This is a genomic window from Umezawaea sp. NPDC059074 (assembly GCF_042738955.1).
Lineage (GTDB): Bacteria > Actinomycetota > Actinomycetes > Mycobacteriales > Pseudonocardiaceae > Umezawaea.
In genome coordinates, this window is the sequence record NZ_JBHYHC010000044.1 from 48,354 (window position 1) to 71,317 (window position 22,964).

The following is a 22,964-nucleotide window of genomic DNA, read 5'->3' on the forward strand; positions in this document are numbered from 1 at the left end:
ACCGGAGTCGTGCGTTCTCGAACCAACCAGGCGTGGCAGGTATCTGACAGGACGCCCGTGACACCTGAACCAGTGACTGGTCGAACACCGAGAGCGGGGGGTGCGCATGGCGGAGGAGGAGCACAGAGCGCACGACGGGACCGGACTCGGGTTCGGGGTCCTCGGTCCGCTCCAGGTCCTCGCCGACGGCCGCCCGGTGGTGCTGGGTCGCAAGGGGATGCGCGGACTGCTGTCCATGCTGGTCCTGGAGGCGAACCGGGTCGTGCCGATCGACGAGATCGTGGACCGGATCTGGGCCGAGGGCCCGCCCGTGACCGCCAGGACCATCGTGCACGGGTACGTGTCGAAGCTGCGCAAGATGCTGGAGGAGGCCGACCCGTCCGGGTCGGCGGCGATCCTCACCACACCGCCCGGCTACCAGCTGTCCGTGGACCCGTGGCGCCTCGACCTGCACCGGGCCCGGCAGCTGATCTCGTCGGCGCGGGGCAAGCCCGCCGCGATGCGGGCCGGGCTGCTGCGCGAGGCGCTCGGGCTGTGGCGGGGGCCGGTGCTCGCGGACGTGCCCGGCAACCCGATCACCACGGACCTGGACGAGCTGCGGCTGTCGGCCGTGGAGGAGCGCATCGACGCCGAGCTGGAACTCGGCCGCCACCTCGAACTGGTTGGCGAACTCCGGCAGCTCGTCACCGAGCACCCGTTCCGGGAACGGCTCGTCGCGCACTCGATGCGCGCCCTCTACCGGTCCGGCCAGCGCGCCGACGCGCTGGAGGCCTACCAGCGGTTCCACCGGCGCGCGGTCGAGGAGCTGGGCATCGACCCCGGCCCCGACCTGCGGCAACTGCACGAGCGGGTGCTCCGCGACGACCCCGTGCTCAGCGACCCGCGCGGCTTGGACCACCGGGTCGTGGAACCGCGCCCCGGTGTCGTGGTGCCGCAGCAGCTGCCCGCCGCGGCCAGCGGGTTCATCGGCCGCGCCGCCGAACTGGGCTGGCTGGACCGGCTGGCCGAGCAGCGCGACGTGACCGCCACCACCATCGCCGTGCTGGACGGCGCGCCCGGCGTCGGCAAGACCGAGCTGGCCGTCACGTGGGGCCACCGCAACGCCGAGCTGTTCCCCGGCGGGTCGCTGTTCGCGCCGCTGCACGGGTTCGAGGGCGACCGCACGCCGGTCGGGCCGTCCGAGGTGCTGGCCCGGTTCCTGCACGCGCTGGGCGTGCCGTCGGACGCCGTGCCGGAGGACCTGCCCGACCGGGTCGGGCTGTACCGCTCGCTGCTCGCCCGCCGCCGGGTGCTGGTCGTGCTCGACGACGCGTGGGACCCCGACCACGTCCGGCTGCTGCTGCCGCCCGGCGCGGGGTCCGTGGTGCTGATCACCTGCCGTCGCAGGCTGGAAGGCCTCGTGGTGAGCAACAGCGCCCGGATGCTGACGCTGGGCACGCTCAGCGAGCACGAGTCGACCAGCCTCGTCGACGAGGTCGTCGGCCGAGCCGTGTCGCACCGCGAGCCGGCGTCCACGCGGATGCTCGTCGAGCTGTGCGGGTACCTGCCGCTGGCGTTGCGCATCGCGGCGGCCAGGCTGGCGATGAGTCCGGAGTGGACGGTCGAGCAGCTGGTCACCGAGTTGTCCGACGACGCCCAGCGGCTGCGGTCGTTCGACCTGCCGGACAGCGGCGTCGGCGTCCGGCGCGCGCTGGAGGTGTCCTACCGGTCGCTGGCCCCGGAACTGGCGAGCGCCCTGCGCGCGGCGGGCCTCGTGCCGGGCCGGTGGGTGAGCCCGCACGCCGTCGCCGCGATCACCGACACCGACGTGCCGACCGCGGGCTCCCGGCTCTCCGACCTGGCCGACGCCCACCTGCTCGAACAGCCGTGGAGCGGCGGTTTCGTCCTGCACGACCTGGTGCGGCTGTTCCTCCAGGAGGTCGGCGGCGACCCGACGGCCCGCGCCGCGGCGCTGCGGGCGTTGATGCGGCACTACCTCGCGGCGTGCGACCGCGCCAGACGGCTGATCCGCCCCAGCAAGGACGGGCTCGTCTTCCCGCTGTTGTCCACAGTGGACGGTCCACGGACGTCGGGCGAGGCGCTGGCCTGGTTCGACCGCGAGTGGCCGAACATCGTGGCCTTGGTGCACGCGGGCTCGGAAGCCGGTCTCCACCAGGAGGTCTGGCAGCTCGTGCGCCTGGTCCACACGTACTGCCTGGCCAGAACCGTGGCACGGGAGTGGGTCGCGCTCGTCGGCTTCGGCCTGGCGTCCGCGCGGGTCAGCGGCGACGAACTCGGTGAGTTGTTGCTGCTGCACGCCGTCAACGCCACCAGCGCCCGCCTGGGCATGCTGGCGGCGTCCCTGCCCGAGGCCCGGCGCGCGCACCGCATCGCGGTCGCCCTCGGCGACCCCCGCTACCAGGTGCTGACGCTGGGCCAACTCGCCAACGCCCTGGCCGCCGTCGGCGACCACGAAGAGGCCCTGCTGCACCACTGGGAGTCCATCGACCTGGCCAAACGGGAGGACGACGCCCTCGGCCAGGCCACCGGGCTCAACAACGTGGCGCAGGTCGAGCAGTCGCTCGGCCGCCGCGAGACCGCCGCGGCCCACCAGTACCAGGCGATGGAGATCTACCACCGCTCCGGCGACGAGCGGGCGTACGTGCTGGCCGTGAACAACCTGGCCGAGCTGTACGTCGAACTGGGACGGCTGAGGGAAGCCGAGGAGTACGCGAGGCAAGGCGTGGAGTTGGCGCACGCGGGCGCGATGCCGTTCGAGGAGGCGTTCGGACGGCAGGTCCTCGGCGCGGTGCTGGCCAGACGCTCGGAGAGGGTCGCGGCCCAAGCCGAGTTGACGGAATCCCTCCGCCTCTTCGAACAGGTGGGTTCACCGAGAGCGGTGCTGGTCAGAACAGCACTGGAGGTCTTGACCTCCGAGGTTTAGCGGCTGTTTAGCCCTCGGGGCCCGAGGTCTGGCAGCTTGGACGTGGGCGCTGATCAACCACTGGCTGGTCGGCGTCCGGGGTGGCACTTGAGGGGGGAACTCAAGGGGGGCGCCACCCAACCCGGTCGGCCGGCATTCGGGGGAGAGTGCCGGCCGACCGGACCTAACACCCCAGCCGAGTCCCACTCGCCACTCGCACCGCCCGGCCGCCACCATCCGCATGTCGCCGCCGGTCAGGGCTCGGCCCACTCGCACCTCCAAGCGACCACCGTTCGCACGTCGCCGCTGGTCGGGTCGCTGGTCGGCCACTCGCGCTGCCCGACCGCCACCGTTCGCACGTCGCCGCTGGTCGGCCACTCGCGCCGCCTAGCGGCCACCGTTCGCACGTCGTCGCTGGTCGGGTCGCTGCCTGCCACCCGCGCAGCCCAGCGACCACCACCTGCGGTCGGACCGGCTCCCACCCGACCTGTCACAAGATCGACTCCCGTTTTTGTCGGTGCCACCCGCTAGCGTTCAGTTCGGGGGGCGTTCACGACCAGGCGACCCCTGCGACAGCTCGCGCGGGCCCGGATTTCACCGCTGGCCGAGGCCTCGAAGGCCTCTTCGCGAGGACCGGCCGAGGCAGGTCGGTGGGGTGGCCAGGTCCAGCCGAACGGGCAGGTGGGCCGGGTGAGGGCAGATCGGGGTGGCTGGGCCAAGGCGGGCGGGCCGGCGCTCGCGGTGATGTGGGGTAGGTGGCCCTGGCAGGTCTTGCTGGTCGGGTGGGAGTGGCCCGAAGTTGACCAGTTGCCAAGGCTCTGCGGTGGGGGACACGGGCCGGTGGCTCCTGCTGGGAAAGCAGGTGGCCTTGCGGGCGGTGTGTCGTGCCGGGCAGCCACGTGTGCGGGGGCGGCTGGGGCCGAGGTGGCCGCGGCAACCGGGCCCCTGGATCGTTGGCCGGGTGGGTTGCTGGAAAGAGGTCCCCCGTCGTGTGAGGCCCCCCGAAACAGAACGCTACTCCGGGGGTCCGACAAAAACGGGACCCCGATAATCGATCTTGGAATAACCCGACGGTGGATCTTGGAATTGGCTAGTCGGCGCTGACCGGGAGTAGTTCCGGGCGTTTTGGGGCCAGGCCGTCGCCGGTGGATTCGCCTCGGACCAGTCTGCCCACCCACGGCATGACGTGTTCGCGTGCCCACTTCAGGTCCCTGCGGCGTTGGGTCATCCAGTCGGACTCCTCCGACGGGGGCCACGGGGTGTCCCAGGCCTCTTCCGTCTTGTAGCCGAGGACTTCGGCTGTGCGCAGGGCCACGCGGTGGTGGCCTTCCGGGGAGAGGTGGAGGCGGTCTTCACTCCACGCCCTCGGGTCGTGCAGGATCGACATGGCCCACAGGTCCACGACGTGGCAGTGGTAGCGGTCGGCCACGGACCACAGGTGCGTGTTGTAGATGGCGATCTTGCCGCGCAGCGAGCGCAACAACGGGGTGGTCTTCGTGTCGAAGCCGGTGAAGATGATCACCTCGCTGCCCGCGGCGCGGAGGTCGGCGACGGCGATCTCGTAGATCTCGGCCAGCGCGTCCGGGTCGGTGCCGGGGGTGAGGATGTCGTTGCCTCCGCCGCAGAACGCGACGAGCTGCGGTTTCAACGAGGTGGCGAGCGGTAGCTGCTCCTCGACGATCTCGTGCAGGGTCTTGCCGCGGATGGCGAGGTTGGCGTAGCGGAAGCCGCTGTTCTGCGCGGAGATCATCGCCGCGAGGCGGTCCGCCCACCCCATGAAGATGCCGTCGGGTCCGGGGTCGTCCATGCCCTCGGTGAAGCTGTCCCCGATCGCCACGAAGCTGTCCAAGTCCTGCACCTGCGATCCCCTCCCTCTGCGCGACCCGTGCCGATCCCCTCCGAGGTCGCGCGGACAAGCATGCCTCCGGCCCGTCCGACCGCGCCACCGAAGGGTGGCGCACGTCGCCACCGACGTAAACCGAATTGACCGGGAATGGATTCCCGCGGTCTCCCGTCTTGTGATGCGGCCGTGTCTTTCCGTCACTCTTTCGAGGGACGGGATGTGCTTATTGGGCGGTTTATCGCAATTCGCGCCCTAGGATTTGTCGTCCCGCCGCCTGTCGATCGCGCCTGGAGAGGCCTTGCCTGTTCGCCTGCCCCTGCCCGTCATTTCCGTGGGCGCCGTGGCCGCGCTCGTCGGCCTCGCGCTCGGCATCGGGCTCGGGGGCACCGCGGAGCACCCGCGCGGCGAGCGCGGCGCGGCCGACCCGAGTCGCAGCGGTGATCCGGAACGCCGCCAGAGCGGTGGGGACCTGCCGCCGATGGACTTCGAAGGTCGAGTGGTGTCGACGTCCCCGAGCCCGTCGAGGACGACCACGACCACCCCGCGCGCCTCGGCCGGGCCCAGTTCGACGGCGTCGACCAGCGAGTCCGCGCCACCGCGTTCCGACGAGGTGACGAGCGCGGTGGGGGTCACGCCGACGCCGGAACTGCCCGCGCTGCCGTCGGTGCCGGAGGTGCCCGTCAGCTCGCTCGTGGAGGCACCCTCGTCGTCGGCTCCCGCCGGTCCGTGAGGAAGCCCCCGCGGCCCGTCCCGGTCGGGGGCGGGGACGGGCCACGGGGGCGGTCTGGCCCGGTGCGGGGGAGCGCCGCCGCCGATCAACTCCCCCGCACCGAGGTCTACTCCTCCGGTACCCGAGCACCGGGAGCCCTAACCGGCGCCTGAGCGCCGGAACCCGGTGACCAGCACCGGGACCGGGAAATTAACAGGCCCCGCTCGACTTCGAGTGGGGCCCGGTGCAGGGCAGCGCCGCCGCCGATCAACTGCCCCGCACCGGGGTCTGGGGCCGACGCGGGGGAGCGCCGCCGCCGATCAACTCCCCCGCGTCGGTGTCCTAGGGGCTAGAGCAGCGCCTCAGCACGCTGCTTTCGCCAACCGACCCGACCCCTCTCGGGTCGGTCTTCCCCAGCGAAGACACCCCGCCTTCGCCGTGACAACGCGATCACCCTCCTGCCGCGACGCCGAGCGCCGGTTCCGCCGGCAGGTCCGCGTACGCCGAGCGCAGGCGCAGTTCGGCGGCCGGGCTGGTGCCGATGGTGTCCAGGCCCAGCAGTGCCGCGCCCACGACCGGCGGCAGGTCCACCACGCGGATCCGCGCGTGCGGCGCGCCCGCCGACAGCCGGTCGCGCACGGCCCCGACAACGATGTCGCCGGTACCCGTGAGCACCCCGCCGCCGAGCACCACGTCGACCCGCTCCTCCAGCAGGTCCAGCCGCCGCAGCGACACCTCGGTGAGCACGGTGACCTCCTCGACCAGCCGCGCCACCACGTCCAGCGCCACCTGGTCGCCCGAGGCGGCCACGTCGAACAGCACCTGGCACAGCGCGTGCTCGTCCGCGTCCGCCTCGCCGAAGTGGATGCGCTCCACGGCTTCGGCGATGGTCGTCGTGCCGAAGTGCGCGATCACGGCGTCGAGCAGCGCGGTGGGCGTCCCGCGGCCGTCCTCCGCCCGCACGGCGAGCCACAGGGCCTCGCTGCCGATGTGCCCGCCGCCGCCCCAGTCGCCGGAGATCCGGCCCAGCGCGGGGAAGCGGTGGGTGCGGCCGTCCTTGGCGACGGCGACGCAGTTGATGCCCGCGCCGCACACCACCGCGACGCCGATGCCGTCGGTGGTGCCCGCCCGCAGCAGCGCGAACGTGTCGTTGCCGACGACCGAGGTGTCGGACCAGCCGTGCCGCTCGATCTCCGCTTGGAGTTCGCGTTCCTCCCGCGGCAGGTCGGCTCCCGCGAGGTAGGCGGCGGTGTGCCTCGCTATCCGCTCGTCCGGGGACAGTCCAGCCTGCCGGGCCACGTCGCGGACGAGCCCGTCGAAGATTTCCAGGCTGCGCTCCAGGCCGACGTTCTGCGGAGAGGCTCCGGGCCCGCGCACCTGCGCGAGCACCTGCCCGTCCGCGTCGACCAGCAACACGGCTGTCTTGCTGTTCCCGCCGTCAATGGCGAGCACCCGGTCGGTCATGCTTCCAAGCTCCTCGTGGGCCTGTGTTTGATCAAGGACGAGCGGTCTCCGGTCAGGAGTCCTTCGCCCACGGCAGGAAATCCTTGTTCTGCGCGATCAACTCGTCGGCCAGTTGTTCCGCGGTGGCGTACTGCCCGATCAGCGGGTGGGCGAGCAGCGCGGTGGCCACCCGGTCCCGTCCGCCGTGCACGGCGGCGTCCAGCGCGAGGTACTCGTACCCGGTGACGTTCGCGATCAGCCCGGAGAACAGCGGTTCCACGGGGTCGATCGGCAGCGGCACCGCGCCTTCCGGGGTGACGGTGGCGGGCACCTCGATCACGGCGTCGTCCGGCAGGAACGGCAGCGTGCCGTCGTTGCGCACGTTCACCACGTGCTGCTCCGCGCCCGTGCCGCCGGTGAGCGAGTGCACGAGCTGCACCGCCGCCTCCGAGTAGAAGGCGCCGCCGCGCTGGGCGAGCTGCTCGGGCTTGGTCACCACGCTGGGGTCCGCGTAGATGTCCATGAGCTCCTTCTCCACGGCGGCAACGGTTTCCGCGCGCGGCACCTCGACCTTCTGCTTCTCCACGACCGCGTCGTGGTTGTAGAAGTAGTTGAGGTAGTAGGACGGCACCGCGCCGATCCGCCGCATCAGCGACAGCGGCAGCCCCATGTGCTCGGCCAGCGCGTCGCCGTGCTCGCCCAGCAGGTCGGGCAGCCGGTCCACGCCGTCGACGACCACGCCGCGTTCCCACGTCAGGTGGTTGAGGCCCACGTGCTGGAGCTGCACGGCGTCCGCCTCGACGCCGAGCACTCCCGCCGCCCAGCGCTGGAAGCCGATGGCCACGTTGCACAGCCCGACGGCCTTGTGGCCCGCCTGGAGCAGCGCGCGGGTCACGATGCCGACCGGGTTGGTGAAGTTGACGATCCACGTGTCCGGTCCGGCGATCTCCCGGACGCGGTCGGCGATGTCCAGCACCACCGGCACGGTCCGCAGCGCCTTCGCGAGGCCGCCCGCGCCGGTCGTCTCCTGGCCGACGCACCCGCAGGCCAGCGGGAACGTCTCGTCGACCCGCCGGGCCGCCTGCCCGCCGACGCGCAGCTGGAGCAGCACGGCCGACGCGCCCTCGACACCTTCTTCGAGGCTCGCGGTCGTGGTGATCTTGGCCGGGTGGTCCGCGTGCGCCAGCAGCCGCTGGGCGAACGGGCCGATGACCGACAGGCGGTGCGCGTCCGGGTCGACCAGGACGATCTCGTCCACGTCGAGGCTGGTGCGGCGGCCTGCGATGCCGTCGATCAGCTCCGGCGTGTAGGTCGAGCCGCCTCCGACAACGGTGAGCTTCATCCCTTGACTCCTGTGAAGGTAATTCCCCGCACGAACGACTTCTGGGCGAAGAGGAACAGCACCAGCACCGGGATCAGGACCAGCGTGGTCGCGGCCATGGTGAGGTTCCACTGCGTCGACCGGTGCATGCCGCGGAACGACGCGAGCGCGATGGACAGCGGCCAGCTGTCCTGGCGCTCGCCGACGTACAGCAGCGGGCCGAAGTAGTCGTTCCACGTGTAGAGGAACGTGAACAGCGACGCCGCCGCGATGCCGGGTTTCGTCATCGGCAGCAGGACGCGGTAGAGGATCTGGAACTCGTTGCAGCCGTCGATGCGGGCCGCGTCGAGGTAGTCCTCCGGGATGGTCAGGAAGAACTGGCGCAGCAGGAAGATGCTGAACGCGTCGCCGACCAGGTAGGGCACGATCAGCGGCCACAGCGTCCCGGTCAGGTGCGCGCTGGCCCACATGCTGTACAGCGGGACGGCGACGACCTGCGGGGGCAGCATCATGGCGGCGATCAGGAGCATGAACGCGGCGTTGCTGCCGCGGAACCTGAAGCGCGCCATGGCGTAGGCCGCCGGGATGCTGGAGACCAGCATCCCGAGCGTCGCGACGCCGGAGTACAGCAGCGAGTTGCCGAAGTACGTCAGCATCGGCGCCTTCTCGAACACCGACACGAAGTTCTCGAAGTGCCACTCGGTCGGCCACATGTTCGCCGTGAGCGCCTGCTGGTCGGACATCACCGAGGTGAGGAGCACGAACAGCAGCGGGACGGTGAAGATCACGCCCATGACGAGCGCGATGCTGTGCACCGCGATCCAGTTCAGCAGCTGGGCCTTGGTCTTGCGGGGCTTGGGAACGGCTCTCGGCGCCGCGACCTTGGGGGGTTCGCTGAGCAGAGCGGTCATCAGCTCCTCGCCTCCTCGGAGTTGCCCGCCCGGAGCTGGCGGATCAGGATCGCGGTGAAGGCGAAGGACACGATGAACAGCACGACGGCCATGGCCGACGCGTAGCCCATGTGGTAGGCCCGGAAGCCCTGCTGGTACAGCCAGATCGGGAACGTGAGCGTGGAGTTGTTGGGGTAGCCCATGATCTGGCTGTTGCCGACCATGTCCGCCGACCCCGACGCCACCGACCCCGCGACGATCGCCTGGGTGAAGTACTGCAACGCGAAGATCACCGAGTTCACCACGCCGAACAGCAGCACGGGCGCGATCGTCGGGAGCGTGATCTTGCGGAACTGCATGACCGGACCAGCGCCGTCGAGCTGCGCGGCCTCGTACAGGTCCTTCGGCACGTCCAGGATCGCGGCCAGGATGATGATCATGATCTCGCCGGAGCCCCACAGCGTGAGCAGCGTCAGCGCGGGCTTCGACAGCGCCGGGTCGTTGAACCACAGCGGACCGTTGATGCCGAACCAGCCGAGCACGGTGTTCACCGGCCCGGTGCCGGGGTTGAACACGAAGACGAACGTCAACGTGGCCGCGACCGGCGGGACCAGCGAGGGCAGGTAGCAGAGCGTGCGGAGGAAGCTGTTGCCCGTCGTGACGCGCGCCAGGATCGACGCGACGCCGAGCCCGAACGCGACCCGCAGGATCGTCAGGACCACGACCAGCCACAGCGTGTTGACCGCGGCGGTCTTGACGACCGGGTCACCGGTGAACAGGTAGACGAAGTTGCGGAAGCCGACGAAGTCGGACGTGTCGAGCCCGTTGTAGTTGGTGAACGAGAAGTACACCGTGGCCAACAACGGGTAGATGAAGAAGACCGTGACACCGACGGCCCACGGCGCCAGGAAGAGGATCACCCATTTGCGGTTGCGGCTGCGGACCCGAGCCCGCCCCCGTTTGGGGGCGGGTCGGGCGATCGCAGGCTCCGCTGTCTGACCAGGCAGAGTCGCGGTCACGGCGCCAACCTCACTTACCGAGAGCCTTGGCGTCGTCGATCTGCTTGTCCAGCGCGGTCAGGCCCGCGCCGAGGTCCGGCACCGTGCCGGTCTGCCACGAGACGCCGAAGTCGGACACGATCTTCAGGTACTGGTCGCCGATGGTGCTGGCGGGGTTGGACTTCAGGTTCTTGTTCGCGAAGGCGTCCAGGAACGGCTTGAACGTGTCGCCCAGCTTCAGGTCCGGGCTGCTCAGCGAGGTCTTGGTGCTGGGCACGTTGTGCAGGCCGTTGGCCAGGCCGACCAGGGCGTCGGTGTCCGACGTCAGGTACTTGACCAGGTCCCACGCCGCGCCGGGGTTCTTGGCGCCCTTGGGGATGCCGATGATCGTGCCGGTGGTGTAGCCGCCGCCGTAGTTCTCCGGCTTCGACGTCGGGATGGTCGCCGTGCCGTAGTTCAGGTTCGGCGTCTGGTCCGCGAGGAACGCGGTGCGGTACTCGCCGTCGATCATCATCGCGACCTTGCCGGCGTGGAAGCCGTTGTCCGCGCTGTACTCCTGGCCGAGGCCCGCGGTGAACTTCTGCAGGTTGTCCCAGCCGTAGAAGTCGATGAGCTCCTTCTGCCAGGTGAACATGTCCTTCCAGCCCTGGTCGGTGCCCAGGATGGACTTGCCGTCCTTGTCGATCCACTTCGCGTCGAACGCCGTCGCGACGATCTGCGGCTTGAACGCGTAGAAGCCCATCTGCGGCAGGAAGCCCGCGACCTCGATGGAGCCGTCGGCGGCCTTGACGGTGGTCTTCTTGGCGAAGTCGAGCAGCTCGGCCGTGGTCTTCGGCGGGCTGGTCAGCCCGGCCTTCGCGAGCAGGTCCTTGTTGTAGTACAGGCCGTAGACGTCGGCGAGCATCGGCAGCGCGACCCGCTTGCCGTCGTACTCGGTGTAGTCGCGGACCGCCTGGGGGATGTCCTCCAGGTTGTACTTGTCGCGCTCGATGTAGGGCTTCAGGTCCTGCCACGCGCCGGAGGACGCGAACTGGCCGATGTTGTCCGTGGTGAACGAGATCGCCACGTCCGGCGGGTTGCCGCTGCGGATCGACTGGGTGATCTTGTCGTCGTCCTGGCTGCCCTGGTTGTCGATCGTGATGTTCGTGTGCTTGCCGTGGTACTTGTCCAGCGCTTCCTTGAGGATCCCCAGCTCGCGGTCGGAGAAGTTGCTCCAGACCTGGACCGTGACGGCCTGGTCCGCTCCGGGCGCCGCGGCGGGGCCGGACGCGGCGCCGCCACCGGCGGTGCACGCGGCGGCCATCATGCCCGCTGTCGTGATGAGCAGTGCTGACCGGAAGCGAAGCCGCGAACGGCCTGCCTTGGTGCGCATTGGCCCTCCTGGGAGATTCAACGGTGGGTGGGGTGGGCGAAATCGACGGCCGCGTTGCCGTGGTGCGGTCCTCGGAAGGGTTCGGTCGTGGCGGCGGGTAGGCCGAACACCTGTTCCCTGGCAACGGAGAGGGCTGTGTGGAGTGCGCCGGAGCGCACCGGCTTCCCGGTGACCAGGGCGAGCTGGACTGGGGTGCGGGGCACCACCAGGTGGCGGATCTCCGCCGAGACGAGGTCGACGAGCGTGGTGCCGCCCGCTTGGGCGACGTCGCCGGAGAGCAGGACGAGTTCGGGGTCCAGGACGCTGATCACGCCCGCGACGCCGGTGGCGATCCGGCGGGCCAGGTCGACCAGGAACTCCCGGCCCGCGGGGCCCGAGCTGAGGGCCTTGCGCACGGCGCCCTCGCCGGTGCGGGCCGCGACGCCGTGGGCGCGGGCGAGCCGCACGAGCGCGCCGTTGTCCAGGAGTTCACCGAAGGTGCCGCCGGTGCGGTCGGTGCCGGTGTCGGCGTTGGCGCGGTCCGGGATCTGCAGGCCGTCGATCTCGCCCGCGCCGCCCGTGGCACCGCGGAGCAGGACGCCGTTGACGACGACCGCCGCGCCGACCGCGTCGGCGGGCCAGATGAGGACGAAGTCGCGGACCTCGGTCGCCCGTCCCGCGATCATCTCCTCCACGGCGACCAGGTTCACGTCGTTCTCGACGGTGACCGTGGTGCCGAGCAGGGCGTGCAGCTCGGCGAGGAGGTCGAAACCGCCCCAACCGGGCATGTGGGGGGCGTACGCGAGCTTTCCGGTGGCCGGGTCGACCGCGCCGGGGCTGCCGACCACGACGTGGTGGAGCGCGTCCGGGGTGAGTCCGGCCTGGCCCGCGGCCTTGCTGACGGCGCTGTGGAAGGCCTCCAGGACCTCGCTCTTGCCCGCCTTCGGCATCGGGGCGCGGTGCTCGGTGAGCAGGGCCCCGGAGATGTCGGCGATGGCCACGTCGACCGTGTCCGGCGTCAGGTCCACCGCCGCCACGTACGCGAGCGCTCCGTTGACCGACCAGAGCTGGGCCCGCGGCCCGCGTCCGCCGCCGCGCAAACCGTTGCGCAGGACGGTGTCCGCTTCCTCGAGCCTGGTGAGGAGCTGCGCCGTCGCGGGCTTGGAGAGGCCGATCAGGCCCTCCAGCTCGGCCCTCGTGAGGGGACCGTTGCGGAGCAGCGCCTCGATGGCCGCGCGGTCGTTGATCTCGCGCAGCAGTCGGGGGCTTCCGGCTCGCATCGGTTCTCCTGTCTGTTAACTTTCCAGACGATTTCGGGCAACCGTAGTTACGGGGGTCACAATCGTCAATGCTCTTGCCGAACGCTGATGCGGGTCCGTTACCTGGGTAAGGTTTGCCTAAGGCAAGCTGGAGGCATGAGCGAGACCCGTCAGGAGTCGCTGGCCGAGCTGCTGGGAGGCCGGGGAGGGGCCTTGGACGCCTCCCTGCCGCCGGTGGCGTTCGTCGTCGGGTGGCTGGTGGCCGGGCAGTCCGTCGTCGTCGGGGCGTGGGCCGCGGTGCTGTGCGGTGTCGTGATCGGGATCGTCCGGCTCGTGCGCGGGGAGAAGCCGCGGGCCGCCGTCGTGAGCGTGGCGATGGTGGTGATCGCGGCGCTGGTCGCCCTGCACACCGGGCGCGCGGAGGACTTCTTCCTGGTGCAGCTGCTGTCCAACGTGGCGTCGGCGCTGCTGTGGGCGGCGAGCATCGTGGTGCGGTGGCCGCTGCTCGGGGTCGTCGTCGGGGTCGTGGTGGGCCAGAAGACCCGCTGGCGGCGGGATCCCGACCTGCTGCGGGCGTACGGGATCGCCAGTTGGGCGTGGGTCGGGCAGTACGTGGTGCGGGTGCTGGTGTTCGGCTCGCTGTGGCTCGGCGGGCAGGTCGTGGCGCTGGGGGTGGCGCGGGCCGCGCTGACGTGGCCGTTGCAGGCCGTGTGCCTGGCGGTGTCGTGGTGGCTGCTGCGGCGGGCGCTGCCCGAGGGGCACCCCGGACTGCGGCACCCGCGGGTGGACGGGGAGTCGGCGGCGGCCAAGGCAGAGGGCTAGGCCGGGCGGGGAGCGGTCGGTCCGAGCAGGTCGATGGCCGCGAGCCAGGCCGCGCCCGCCGCGCCCTCGGTGGCCAGCCGCACCGTGCCGTTGGAGCGAGCCCGGAGCAGGGCGCGCAGGCGGTCGCCGACCGGGCTGGACGGGCCCACCAGGCTGCCGACCAGGACGATCGGCGTGCTCTCCCCAGGCGTTCTGGTGGCCATGGCCGTGTCGGCGAGCAGGGCCGCGGCCGCTTCGACGATCTCCTGGGCGTGCGGGTCGCGGTCCGCGGCCATCGCGCTGACCAGCGGGGCGTACTTCGCCAGGGCGATCGGCGGGGTGCTGTTCACGACGGTGATGAGCCGGGACCACATCTTGCGGCGGTCCGTGGCCTCCACCAGGGACATGCCCAGCACCGCCTCCGCCAACGCCGACAACGGGTTCGCGGTCTCCAGCTGGCAGAGGGTGTCCCGCACGGCGGAGCGGCCCATCCAGAAGGCCGAGCCCTCGTCGCCCAGCAGCCAGCCGTAGCCGCCGCTGGTCCGCGTCACCTTGTGGTCGACGATCTTGGCCGCGACGGAGCCGGTGCCCGCCACCACGACCGTGCCGTCCGGCGACGCCGAGCCCGCGGCGAACGCGGCCTCGCTGTCCGTGACGACCCGCATGGGGCAGCGCAGGCCCGCGCCCGTCCACGCCTCGGTGAACAGCTCGGCCACCGCCGGGTCGGTGAGCTTGCTGGCCCCCGCCATGCCGAGGACCCCGGACTGGACCTTGCGGGCGTCCAGGCCGTCCAGCGCGGCTCGCAGCGCGGCGCGGATCTGCGCCGCCGCACGGGTCGGTGGATGGGAGTTGGGGTTGGCTCCGCCCGCCACGCCCGCGCCCAGCCTGGTGCCGTCCAGATCCAGGACTACCGCCCTGGTAGAAGTGCCGCCGGCGTCCAGTCCCACCACGAAGCCCATCGATCGAGTATGCCGAGAACGGGACGGGCCCGGCACGCCCAAGTGGGTACGCCGGGCCCGTCGTGCGGAACGCTCAGTCGCGGTCGGTCGGCTTGACCAGTTGGGCGCGCCCGCCGGTCGCGTTGTGGTGCTGGAGCACGAGGAGGGTGTCCGACCCGTCCGCCGCCAACGCCTCCCGGTCGCGGGTGACGACCAGCGCGGTGCCCGACCTCGCCTCGTAGGTCAGGGCCGCGTCGCCGCTGCCCCGCACCCACAGGCCGGGCTTGAGCGGGTCGAAGGACAGCGGGGTGTCGACGCGGTCGACGACGCCGTCCTCCTCGCCCGGCGCGGTGTAGTCGCCCTCGGTGTCGACGGTGTAGCCGATCCGGTGGGACGCCGCCGCCGGGTCGATGCCCAGGGCGGACAACGCCACCGGCAGGACGATGACGTCGCTGTCCATCACGTTCGTGTCGACGTCGCCGTACTGGCCGTTGACCGGCCGCTCGTCCACGACGGTGCCGTCGGCCGACTTCGTGCGGGCCAGCCAGACGTCCGCGGTGACGCTTCCGGCGGCGTCCTTGGGCTTCACCACCTCGACGGTGAAGTCGGGCTTGCCGTCACCGGTGGTGTCGATGGAGACCACGGGGGAGTTGTTGCCGCCCAACGTGGTCCAGTTCCCCCAGGTGACGATGCCGAACGCCAGCAGCGCGTCGGCCGGGGAGCCCTGGACCCTCGCCGCCCCCACCGTGGAGGCGGCGCCGACGTAGCGGAGGTCGGCGCCCCTGGCGGCGGTGTTGACGGCGCAGCCGGTCTTCCGGTCGGCGTCGCAGACCGGGAGCTGCTCGCTGGTCGCCTGCAGCTCGAAGACGCTGAGCAGGGAGCGGTAGGCGAGGTCGCCCTCGCCCTGCGCGAGGCCGCGGCCGGTGACGCCGAGCGCGCCCTGGTCGCCGGTGAACGCGACCGGACCCGCGGTCAGGTCGGCCACGGGCTTGGGGGCCGCGTAGACCGGGACGCGCAGACCGGTCCCGCTCCCGACCGGCTTGAGGACGAGCCTGCCGGAGACCTCGGCCAGGAACTGCCTCTTCTGGCCCGCCTGGGTCTTCGCGACCGTCGGGTCTGCGGACTTCCGGAGGTCCTCGGGCTTGGCGACGCGCAGGGTCACCCGGACGCGGGCCACGCCCCTCGGCGCGAGGGGGACCACCGGGGTCGAGACGTCGATCGCCGCGCCGGGCACGGACGTCGACGACTGGTAGGAGATCGCCACCGTCTGCGGCCGGTCGCCCTTGTTGACCACCTTGACCGTCTTGGTCACCGACACCGGGCCCGCCACCTCCACCGGCCCGAAGGACACGCCCACCGAGCCGGGGTCGTCCTCGACCATGGCCAGCACGCCGGTCTCGACCGCCGCGCGGGCGTCGACGCGCCCGGAGCCGACGCGCATGGGGGCCTCGGTGGTGCCGCCGGTGTTGTCGTCGCCGGACTTCACGTCCGCGCCAGCGGTGTTCACGACCGCGGCCTTGACCTCCTCCGGGGACCAGCCGGGGTGGGTCTCCCTGACCAGCGCGGCGATGCCCGCGACGTGCGGCGCGGCCATCGAGGTCCCTCCCTTGCTGATCGCACGGGTGCCGGACCCCACCTCGGCGGACAGGATCGTGTCGCCGGGGGCGGCGACGTCCGGCTTGGCGGCGACGGGGCCGCGCGCGCCGCGCGACGAGGACGGCGTCATGGTGTCCGCGAGCTTGGGGGAGGTCGTGGGAGCGGCCTTGCGGAGGGTCCCGGTCATGCGGATCGCGAGCGTGCCGTCGCGCAGCGCGGGGCGGAGCTCCTCCGTCGCGGTGCCGGTGAGCTGGAAGACCGGGATGGTGGCGTTGCCCGCGATGCCCGCCAGGAAGTTGTCCCGCGTCGAGGACAGCACCACGCCCTCCGCGCCCGCCGCCGTGGCGTTGTCGGTGCGGACGGCGGTGCCGCACGCGCGGGTCGCGTCGTCCTCGTCCCAGTCCAGCCAGGCGAACTTGCCCGCGACCAGCGCCTTGTCGGCATCGGAGAACGGCTGGCAGCCGTCGGTGTTGTCCGGGCCCTGGAGGGGGACGGTGGCCCTGGTGAGGTCGAGGGTGTCGTAGCCGGTGAAGGACTGGCTGTACTGGCCCGGCCGCGTGGCGCCCGCGACCTCCACGCCGTCGAGCACGGCGAAGGCGTCCCTGGTGTTGGCCACCGCAAGCGCTTCCGGGGTGTTCGCGGGGGAGCCGCCGACGTCGTAGAAGTCGCCGCCGTTGCCCGCCGCGGCGACCACCAGCACGCCTGCCTCGGTGAGCTTGCGGACGAACAGCGAGTCGGGGTCGTCCTGCGCTCCGTAGTCGCTGCCCAGGGACATGTTCACCACGTCGAGGTGGTCGGAGAAGTCGCCGTCGCCGTCCGGGTCGAGCGCCCAGTCCAGCGCCTGGGCGGTGATGTCGGTGCTGCCCGCGCAACCGAAGACCTTCAGCGCGTAGATCGACGCCTTGGGCGCGGTGCCGGGACCGACCTCCATCTTGGCGAGGCGGTCGGCGTCGAGCGCCGCGTAGTCGCCGGTGAAGGTGGTGCCGTCGGCGTTCTCGCCGTAGCCGGCCGCCGTCCCGGCCACGTGGGTGCCGTGGCCCGCGCAGTCGAGGGGGTTGTCGTCGGGCTTGGGCGTCGACTTCTCCGGGTTGTTGGCGTCGTAGTCGTCGCCCGCGAAGTCCTTGCCGCCCGCGACCTTGGCGGTGGGGAAGACCGACGGGTCGGCCACGGTGCGGTCGACGGCGTCGTAGGCGGCCTTCGTGCCGGGACCGCCGAAGTCGGCGTGGGTGTAGTCGACGCCGGTGTCGACCACGCCGATGCGGACGCCGTCGCCGAGGTGGCCGGTGTCCTGCCACACCTGGAGGGTCTTGGTGAGCTGGACCGCGCTCGCGTTCAGCGCGACCTTCGGCACCGTCCGCCGGACGGACTTGACCTCGGGCATCGCGGACAGCTCGCGGAGCGTCGCCGCCTCGGCCGTGACGACCACGCCGGAGACGGCGTTGGAGGTCTTCCCGACCTCGCGGGCCGAGCGGTCCTTGCCGCGCAGCGCGTCGACGACCCTGTCGGCGGCGGCGTCGCTGCGCCGCCTGGTCTCCCTGACCGCCGCGCCCGCCCGGTCCTTGTCCTCGCCCCTGGTCTGGGCGGCGGTGAAGACCTCCACGGCCGGGGTCTCCGCCAGCTCCACGAACGCGGTCACCGGGCCGGTGGCCTCGGCGAGCGACCGGCCGACCCGCTCGGACGAGCCACCGGCCGCTGGCCCGCCCGCGGCGGCGGGCACCGACTCGGCGAGCGGGCCCGTGGGATCGGCGGTCGCGAGACCCGAGGCGTGCAGGAGGGCGGCGACCAGCAGGGCTGAGGTCGCGAGCACCCCCGTGGACCTGGCGGCCCGGTGGTTGGTCATCTGGTTCCCTCGTTGGACGGCGGCGTGTGGAGCCCCGGCGGCAGCGGCTCAGACGGACACTAGGAGCGCTGGGTGCGTCCCCGCTCCCGCCTTCAGCCGCCTGGGGTACCCCCCATCGGGGGATTGTTGGTGGAGTGGAGCCGTGTGTGGTCGTGGTGAAGAACCATTCATCGGACGACTTCAGCACGCGGCTCTAGACGGGAGCGGTCCCTCCCAGCTATACATCCGATGTATTGCGCCACGACGAGGAGGAACAGCCGTGCAGTTCTTGCGTCTCGGAGAGCCGGGATCCGAACGTCCCGCGGTCCGCCACGACGGCAGCACGTACGACCTCACGTCGTTGACCGCCGACATCGACGGCCGGTTCCTCGACGCGGGCGGGATCGGGGCCACGCGCGACGCGCTGGCCGCCGGCGAGCTGCCCGTGCTGGACGAGGGGACGCTCCGCGTCGGCCCGCCGCTCGCGGTCACCGGCAAGGTCATCTGCATCGGCCTCAACTACCGCGACCACGCGGAGGAGACCGGCGCCGCGATCCCCGGCGAGCCCGTCGTGTTCCTGAAGACGGCGGACACGGTCGTGGGCCCGTACGACGAGGTGCTGATCCCCCGCAAGTCGGTCAAGACCGACTGGGAGGTCGAGCTGGGCGTCGTCATCGGCAGGACCGCCCGGTACGTGGAGTCCCAGGAGGAGGCGCTGGCCTGCGTCGCCGGGTACGTGCTGTCCCACGACGTGTCCGAGCGCGAGTTCCAGATCGAGCGCGGCGGCACGTGGGACAAGGGCAAGAACTGCGAGACGTTCAACCCGCTCGGCCCCTTCCTCGTGCCCGCCGACGAGGTCGGCGACCCCCAGCAGCTGGCGCTCAAGCTGTGGGTGAACGGCGAGCTCAAGCAGGACTCCTCCACCAAGAACATGATCTTCCCGGTGGCCGAGGTCGTGCGCTACCTGAGCCAGTTCATGGTCCTTCGACCGGGTGACGTCATCAACACCGGCACGCCGGCGGGCGTGGCGCTCGGGCAGGCGGAGCCGAAGCCGTACCTGCGGGAGGGCGACGTCGTCGAGCTGGAGGTCGAGGGGCTCGGCAGGCAGAAGCAAACGTTCGGGCAGGCCTGAGCCATGGCCGCGATCGTCGGCATCGACGTGCTCGACATCCGGTTCCCCACCTCGCGCGAGCTGGACGGCTCCGACGCGATGAACCCGGACCCGGACTACTCGGCCGCCTACGTGGTGCTGCGCACCGACGACGGCCCGGACGGCTACGGCCTCGCGTTCACGATCGGGCGCGGCAACGACGTGCAGGCGGCGGCCATCCGCGCGCTCGCCCCGCACGTCGTCGGCAAGCCGGTCCCCGAGGACGCGGCGGCGCTCGGCGCGCTGTCGGCCGAGCTGGTCGGCGACTCGCAGCTGCGGTGGTTGGGCCCGGAGAAGGGCGTCGTGCACATGGCCGTCGGCGCGGTGGTCAACGCCGCGTGGGACCTCGCGTCCCGTCGCGCCGGGCTGCCGCTGTGGAAGTTCCTGTCGACGATGACGCCCGAGGAGATCGTCGGGCTGGTCGACTTCCGGTACCTGTCCGACGCGCTCACCCCCGCGGAGGCGCTGGAACTGCTCCGCGCTGGTCAGGAGGGGCGGGACGAGCGGATCGCGCTGCTGGAGCGCGAGGGCTACCCGGCGTACACGACGTCGCCGGGGTGGCTCGGCTACTCCGACGACAAGCTCACCGACCTGGCCCGCCAGGCCGTGGCCGACGGCTTCCGGATGATCAAGCTCAAGGTCGGCGGGGACCTGGCCGACGACGTGCGGCGGATGAAGCTCGCCCGCGAGGTCGTCGGCGACGACATCCGCATCGCGGTCGACGCCAACCAGCGCTGGGACGTCTCCGACGCCGTGGACTGGATGCGCGAGCTGGCGCCGTACGACCCGTACTGGATCGAGGAGCCGACCTCGCCGGACGACGTGCTCGGGCACCAGGCCATCGCGCGGGCCGTCGCGCCGATCAAGGTCGCGACCGGTGAGCACGTGCAGAACCGGGTGGTCTTCAAGCAGCTGCTCCAGGCCGGGGCGATCGACGTGCTCCAGCTCGACGCCTGCCGGGTCGCGGGCGTGAACGAGAACATCGCGATCCTGTTGCTGGCCAAGAAGTTCGACGTCCCGGTGTGCCCGCACGCGGGCGGCGTGGGGCTGTGCGAACTGGTCCGGCACCTGTCCTTCGTGGACTTCGCGGTGGTGTCCGGGACGATGGACGACCGGGTGATCGAGTGGGTGGACCACCTGCACGACCACTTCCCGGACCCGGCCGTGGTGCGCGGCGGCCGTTACCTCGCGCCCTCGCGGCCGGGGTTCTCCGCGCAGCTCAAGGACGAGACGCTGGCCGACTTCCGCTACCCGGACGGTCCGGTGTGGACGGCCCTGGGAACGGAGCAGTGATGACCGACTTCACCGACCTGGTCGCCGTGGTGACCGGTGGCGCGTCCGGGATCGGCCTGGCGACGGCGCGGTTGTTGGCTTCGCGCGGGGCGCGGGTGGCGTGCTTGGACCTGAGGCCCGAAGGCGTGGAAGAACCGCTGTTCGGGGTTCGCGCGGACGTGTCCGATGACGAGAGCGTGCGGGCGGCGATCGATGCCGTGGTGGCGAAGTTCGGGCGGCTTGACGTCGTCGTGAACAACGCGGGGATCGGCGCGCAGGGGGATGTTGCCGCCAATGGGGATGACGAGTGGCACAAGGTCCTGGATGTGAACGTGCTGGGGATGGTGCGGGTGTCGCGGGCGGCTTTGCCGCATCTGCGTCGGTCGCCTTCGGCGGCGATCGTGAACACGTGTTCCATCGCGGCTTGGGCGGGGCTTCCGCAGCGGGCGTTGTACTCGGCCAGCAAGGGGGCGGTGTACGCGTTGACGTTGGCGATGGCCGCGGATCACGTGCGGGAAGGTGTTCGGGTCAACGCCGTGGCGCCTGGTACGGCGGATACGCCGTGGGTGGGGCGGTTGTTGGATTCGGCTGATGACCCGGCGGCTGAGCGGGCGGCGTTGGAGGCTCGGCAGCCGCACGGGCGGTTGGTGTCGGCTGACGAGGTGGCGGGGGCGGTGGCTTACCTGGCGTCGCCGTTGTCCGGGTCCACCGCGGGGACGATCCTGGCTGTTGACGGTGGGATGCACGGGTTGCGGTTGCGGCCCAAGTCGTGACGTGGGAGCTGCTGTGAAGGTTTCGTTGACACGACTGGGGTTCGGGGCCGCGCCTATCGGGAATCTGTACGGGGCGGTTTCCGATGACGAGGCGTCTGCGGCTGTGGATGCTGCCTGGGAGAGCGGGGTGCGGTACTTCGACACCGCTCCGCACTACGGGTTGGGGTTGTCGGAGCGGCGGTTGGGTGCTGCTCTGGCTGGGCGGCCTCGGGCGGAGTTCGTGGTGTCCACCAAGGTTGGGCGGGTATTGGAGCCGTTCGACGGGGGTGGGGATGATTTGGCGAACGGGTTTGCTGTTCCTGCTTCTTTTCGGCGGGTGTGGGACTTCAGTGCTGATGGGGTGCGGCGGTCGTTGGAGTCCTCTTTGGAGCGGCTCGGGATTGATCGGGTTGACGTTGTGTACCTGCACGATCCCGATGAGCACTGGGACGAAGCCGTTTCGCAGGGGATTCCGGCGTTGGTGGCGTTGCGGGACGAAGGGGTCGTCGGGGCCGTCGGGGTGGGGATGAACCAGTGGGAGATGCCTGCTCGGTTCGTTCGGGAGACGGATATCGACGTGGTGATGTTGGCTGGGCGGTACACGTTGGTGGAGCAGGCGGCGTTGGGGGAGTTCTTGCCGTTGTGCCTTGAGCGTGGGGTGTCGGTGGTGGCTGCTGGGGTGTTCAACTCCGGGCTGTTGTCGCGTCCGGTGGTTGCTGATGACGCTAAGTACGACTACGCGGATGCGCCGGTTTCTTTGTTGGAGAAGGCTCGGCGGATCGCTTCGGTGTGTGGCTTGTACGGGGTTACGTTGCCGCAGGTGGCGATTCAGTTCGCGTTGGGGCATCCGGCGGTTCGGAGTGTGGTCATCGGGTCTCGGAACGGGGAGCAGATGGTGGAGAACGCCGCGGCGTTCTCCGCTGTGGTTCCGGGGGAGTTGTGGGAAGCGTTGCGGGAGAACGGGCTGTTGGGGCGGGAGGTGCCGGTGCCGTGATCGTGGATGCTCATCACCACCTGTGGGATCTTCGGGTGCGGGATCAGGAGTGGATCACCGGGCCTGTTTTGCGGCGGAACTACCTGGTGTCGGACTTGGAGCCGTTGGCTGAGGAGTTCGGGGTGGTTCGGACGGTGTTGGTGCAGACCATCACCGCTCCTGAGGAGACGCCGGAGTTCCTGGCCATTGCGGAGGAGTCCGCGTTGATCGGGGCGGTGGTGGGGTGGGTGGACCTGACCTCGCCGGGTGTTGGGGATGCGTTGGAGGGGTTGAAGGGTGGCTTCGGGGGGCGGTGGTTGAAGGGGGTTCGGCATCAGGTTCAAGGGGAGCCTGATCCGGAGTGGTTGTGCCGCAAGGATGTTTGGCGGGGGCTTGCGGCTGTGGGGAAGGCCGGGTTGGTGTACGACCTGTTGACGTTGCCCCATCAGTTGCCTGCTGCTCGGCGGACTGTGGCTGCGTTGCCGAACGTGCGGTTTGTGGTGGATCACTGTTCGAAGCCGCCGTTGGCTTCTGGGGAGTTGGATTCCTGGGCCGAGATGATTCGGTCGTTGGCTGCGCATGAGAATGTTTTTTGCAAGGTGTCGGGGTTGGTTACCGAGGCGTCTTGGGATTCTTGGACTGTGGGGGATTTGCGGCGGGCTTTTGAGGTTGTGCTGGATGCTTTTGGGGTTGAGCGGTTGATGTTCGGGTCGGATTGGCCTGTTTGTTTGTTGGCTGCTGGGTATGGGGATGTTGTGGGGGCTGTTCGGGAGTTGGTGGGGGAGTTGTCGGAGGGGGAGCGGGAGATGGTCTTCGCTGGGGTTGCGGGTGAGGTTTACGGGGTTTTGGGTTAGGGGCTGAACCCCCGATTGCGCCGATTATCCCACCCTCTTTCGCTTTGTCAAGCCTGGAAAGACGGCTTGACAAAGCGAAAGAGGGTGGGGGCG

The 22,964-nt window shown here is 70.8% G+C and carries 18 protein-coding genes; 8 read left to right on the forward strand and 10 right to left on the reverse strand.

Annotated elements, in window-relative coordinates; all coding sequences use genetic code 11:
• The first annotated feature begins 106 nt into the window (after positions 1-106).
• Positions 107-2,923 carry a BTAD domain-containing putative transcriptional regulator gene (locus tag ACFWW9_RS21210; protein ID WP_390380321.1) on the forward strand — a complete coding sequence of 939 codons (2,817 nt, stop codon included), beginning with the start codon at positions 107-109 and terminating at the stop codon, positions 2,921-2,923.
• 233 nt (positions 2,924-3,156) lie between these two features.
• Here ACFWW9_RS21210 and ACFWW9_RS21215 read toward each other — a convergent pair whose 3' ends face one another.
• Both ACFWW9_RS21215 and ACFWW9_RS21220 read right to left on the reverse strand, forming a co-directional pair.
• Positions 3,157-3,339 (reverse strand): hypothetical protein, encoded by a 183-nt coding sequence (locus ACFWW9_RS21215; RefSeq protein ID WP_390380324.1) that lies wholly within the window; start codon positions 3,337-3,339, stop codon positions 3,157-3,159.
• A gap of 653 nt (positions 3,340-3,992) precedes the next feature.
• Positions 3,993-4,760 carry an SGNH/GDSL hydrolase family protein gene (locus ACFWW9_RS21220; protein ID WP_390380327.1) on the reverse strand — a complete coding sequence of 256 codons (768 nt, stop codon included), beginning with the start codon at positions 4,758-4,760 and terminating at the stop codon, positions 3,993-3,995.
• Between the two features lie 283 nt (positions 4,761-5,043).
• On the opposite strand from ACFWW9_RS21220, the gene ACFWW9_RS21225 reads away from it, so the two are divergent.
• The gene (locus tag ACFWW9_RS21225; protein ID WP_390380330.1) at positions 5,044-5,475 is read left to right on the forward strand and encodes a hypothetical protein; all 432 of its coding nucleotides are present in this window, start codon (positions 5,044-5,046) and stop codon (positions 5,473-5,475) included.
• Positions 5,476-5,904: 429 nt separating this feature from the next.
• Here the strand turns inward: ACFWW9_RS21225 and ACFWW9_RS21230 are convergent, their stop codons facing one another.
• Genes ACFWW9_RS21230 through ACFWW9_RS21255 form a run of 6 tightly spaced genes read right to left on the reverse strand, consistent with a single transcriptional unit; the run spans position 5,905 to position 12,737 of the window.
• Entirely contained in the window at positions 5,905-6,918 is a 1,014-nt protein-coding gene (locus ACFWW9_RS21230) for an N-acetylglucosamine kinase (protein ID WP_390380333.1), read from the reverse strand.
• A 52-nt stretch (positions 6,919-6,970) separates the two neighbouring features.
• Positions 6,971-8,239: a 6-phospho-beta-glucosidase gene (locus ACFWW9_RS21235; protein WP_390380336.1), complete on the reverse strand. Its 1,269-nt coding sequence runs from the start codon at positions 8,237-8,239 to the stop codon at positions 6,971-6,973.
• Positions 8,236-9,129, reverse strand: a complete 894-nt coding sequence (locus tag ACFWW9_RS21240; RefSeq protein ID WP_390380339.1) for a carbohydrate ABC transporter permease — start codon at positions 9,127-9,129, stop codon at positions 8,236-8,238. Before ACFWW9_RS21240 ends, ACFWW9_RS21235 begins: the two co-directional genes overlap by 4 nt.
• The gene (locus ACFWW9_RS21245) at positions 9,129-10,127 is read right to left on the reverse strand and encodes a carbohydrate ABC transporter permease (protein ID WP_390380342.1); all 999 of its coding nucleotides are present in this window, start codon (positions 10,125-10,127) and stop codon (positions 9,129-9,131) included. Before ACFWW9_RS21245 ends, ACFWW9_RS21240 begins: the two co-directional genes overlap by 1 nt.
• A gap of 10 nt (positions 10,128-10,137) precedes the next feature.
• Complete coding sequence (locus ACFWW9_RS21250) at positions 10,138-11,478, reverse strand: ABC transporter substrate-binding protein (RefSeq protein ID WP_390380346.1); 1,341 nt, start codon at positions 11,476-11,478, stop codon at positions 10,138-10,140.
• A 17-nt stretch (positions 11,479-11,495) separates the two neighbouring features.
• Positions 11,496-12,737 (reverse strand): ROK family transcriptional regulator, encoded by a 1,242-nt coding sequence (locus ACFWW9_RS21255; protein ID WP_390380349.1) that lies wholly within the window; start codon positions 12,735-12,737, stop codon positions 11,496-11,498.
• A 135-nt stretch (positions 12,738-12,872) separates the two neighbouring features.
• Here ACFWW9_RS21255 and ACFWW9_RS21260 point away from each other — a divergent pair, with 135 nt between their 5' ends.
• Positions 12,873-13,538 (forward strand): DUF3159 domain-containing protein, encoded by a 666-nt coding sequence (locus ACFWW9_RS21260; RefSeq protein ID WP_390380352.1) that lies wholly within the window; start codon positions 12,873-12,875, stop codon positions 13,536-13,538.
• Here ACFWW9_RS21260 and ACFWW9_RS21265 read toward each other — a convergent pair.
• On the reverse strand, positions 13,535-14,476 hold the full coding sequence (locus ACFWW9_RS21265; protein WP_390380355.1) for an N-acetylglucosamine kinase: 942 nt from the start codon (positions 14,474-14,476) through the stop codon (positions 13,535-13,537). The genes ACFWW9_RS21260 and ACFWW9_RS21265 overlap by 4 nt on opposite strands.
• A 73-nt stretch (positions 14,477-14,549) precedes the next feature.
• Complete coding sequence (locus ACFWW9_RS21270) at positions 14,550-17,891, reverse strand: S8 family serine peptidase (protein ID WP_390380358.1); 3,342 nt, start codon at positions 17,889-17,891, stop codon at positions 14,550-14,552.
• A 259-nt stretch (positions 17,892-18,150) separates the two neighbouring features.
• On the opposite strand from ACFWW9_RS21270, the gene ACFWW9_RS21275 reads away from it, so the two are divergent.
• From ACFWW9_RS21275 to ACFWW9_RS21295, 5 genes are read left to right on the forward strand one after another with little or no spacing between them, the layout of a single operon-like run.
• Complete coding sequence (locus tag ACFWW9_RS21275; RefSeq protein WP_390380361.1) at positions 18,151-19,002, forward strand: fumarylacetoacetate hydrolase family protein; 852 nt, start codon at positions 18,151-18,153, stop codon at positions 19,000-19,002.
• Positions 19,003-19,005: 3 nt separating this feature from the next.
• Positions 19,006-20,313 carry an enolase C-terminal domain-like protein gene (locus ACFWW9_RS21280; protein WP_390380364.1) on the forward strand — a complete coding sequence of 436 codons (1,308 nt, stop codon included), beginning with the start codon at positions 19,006-19,008 and terminating at the stop codon, positions 20,311-20,313.
• Positions 20,313-21,065, forward strand: a complete 753-nt coding sequence (locus tag ACFWW9_RS21285; RefSeq protein WP_390380367.1) for an SDR family NAD(P)-dependent oxidoreductase — start codon at positions 20,313-20,315, stop codon at positions 21,063-21,065. The genes ACFWW9_RS21280 and ACFWW9_RS21285 overlap by 1 nt, the downstream gene beginning before the upstream one ends.
• A 13-nt stretch (positions 21,066-21,078) precedes the next feature.
• Positions 21,079-22,038, forward strand: coding sequence for an aldo/keto reductase (locus tag ACFWW9_RS21290; protein WP_390380370.1), 960 nt, complete (start codon positions 21,079-21,081; stop codon positions 22,036-22,038).
• Positions 22,035-22,871 carry an amidohydrolase family protein gene (locus ACFWW9_RS21295; protein WP_390380373.1) on the forward strand — a complete coding sequence of 279 codons (837 nt, stop codon included), beginning with the start codon at positions 22,035-22,037 and terminating at the stop codon, positions 22,869-22,871. Before ACFWW9_RS21290 ends, ACFWW9_RS21295 begins: the two co-directional genes overlap by 4 nt.
• Positions 22,872-22,964 lie beyond the last annotated feature (93 nt).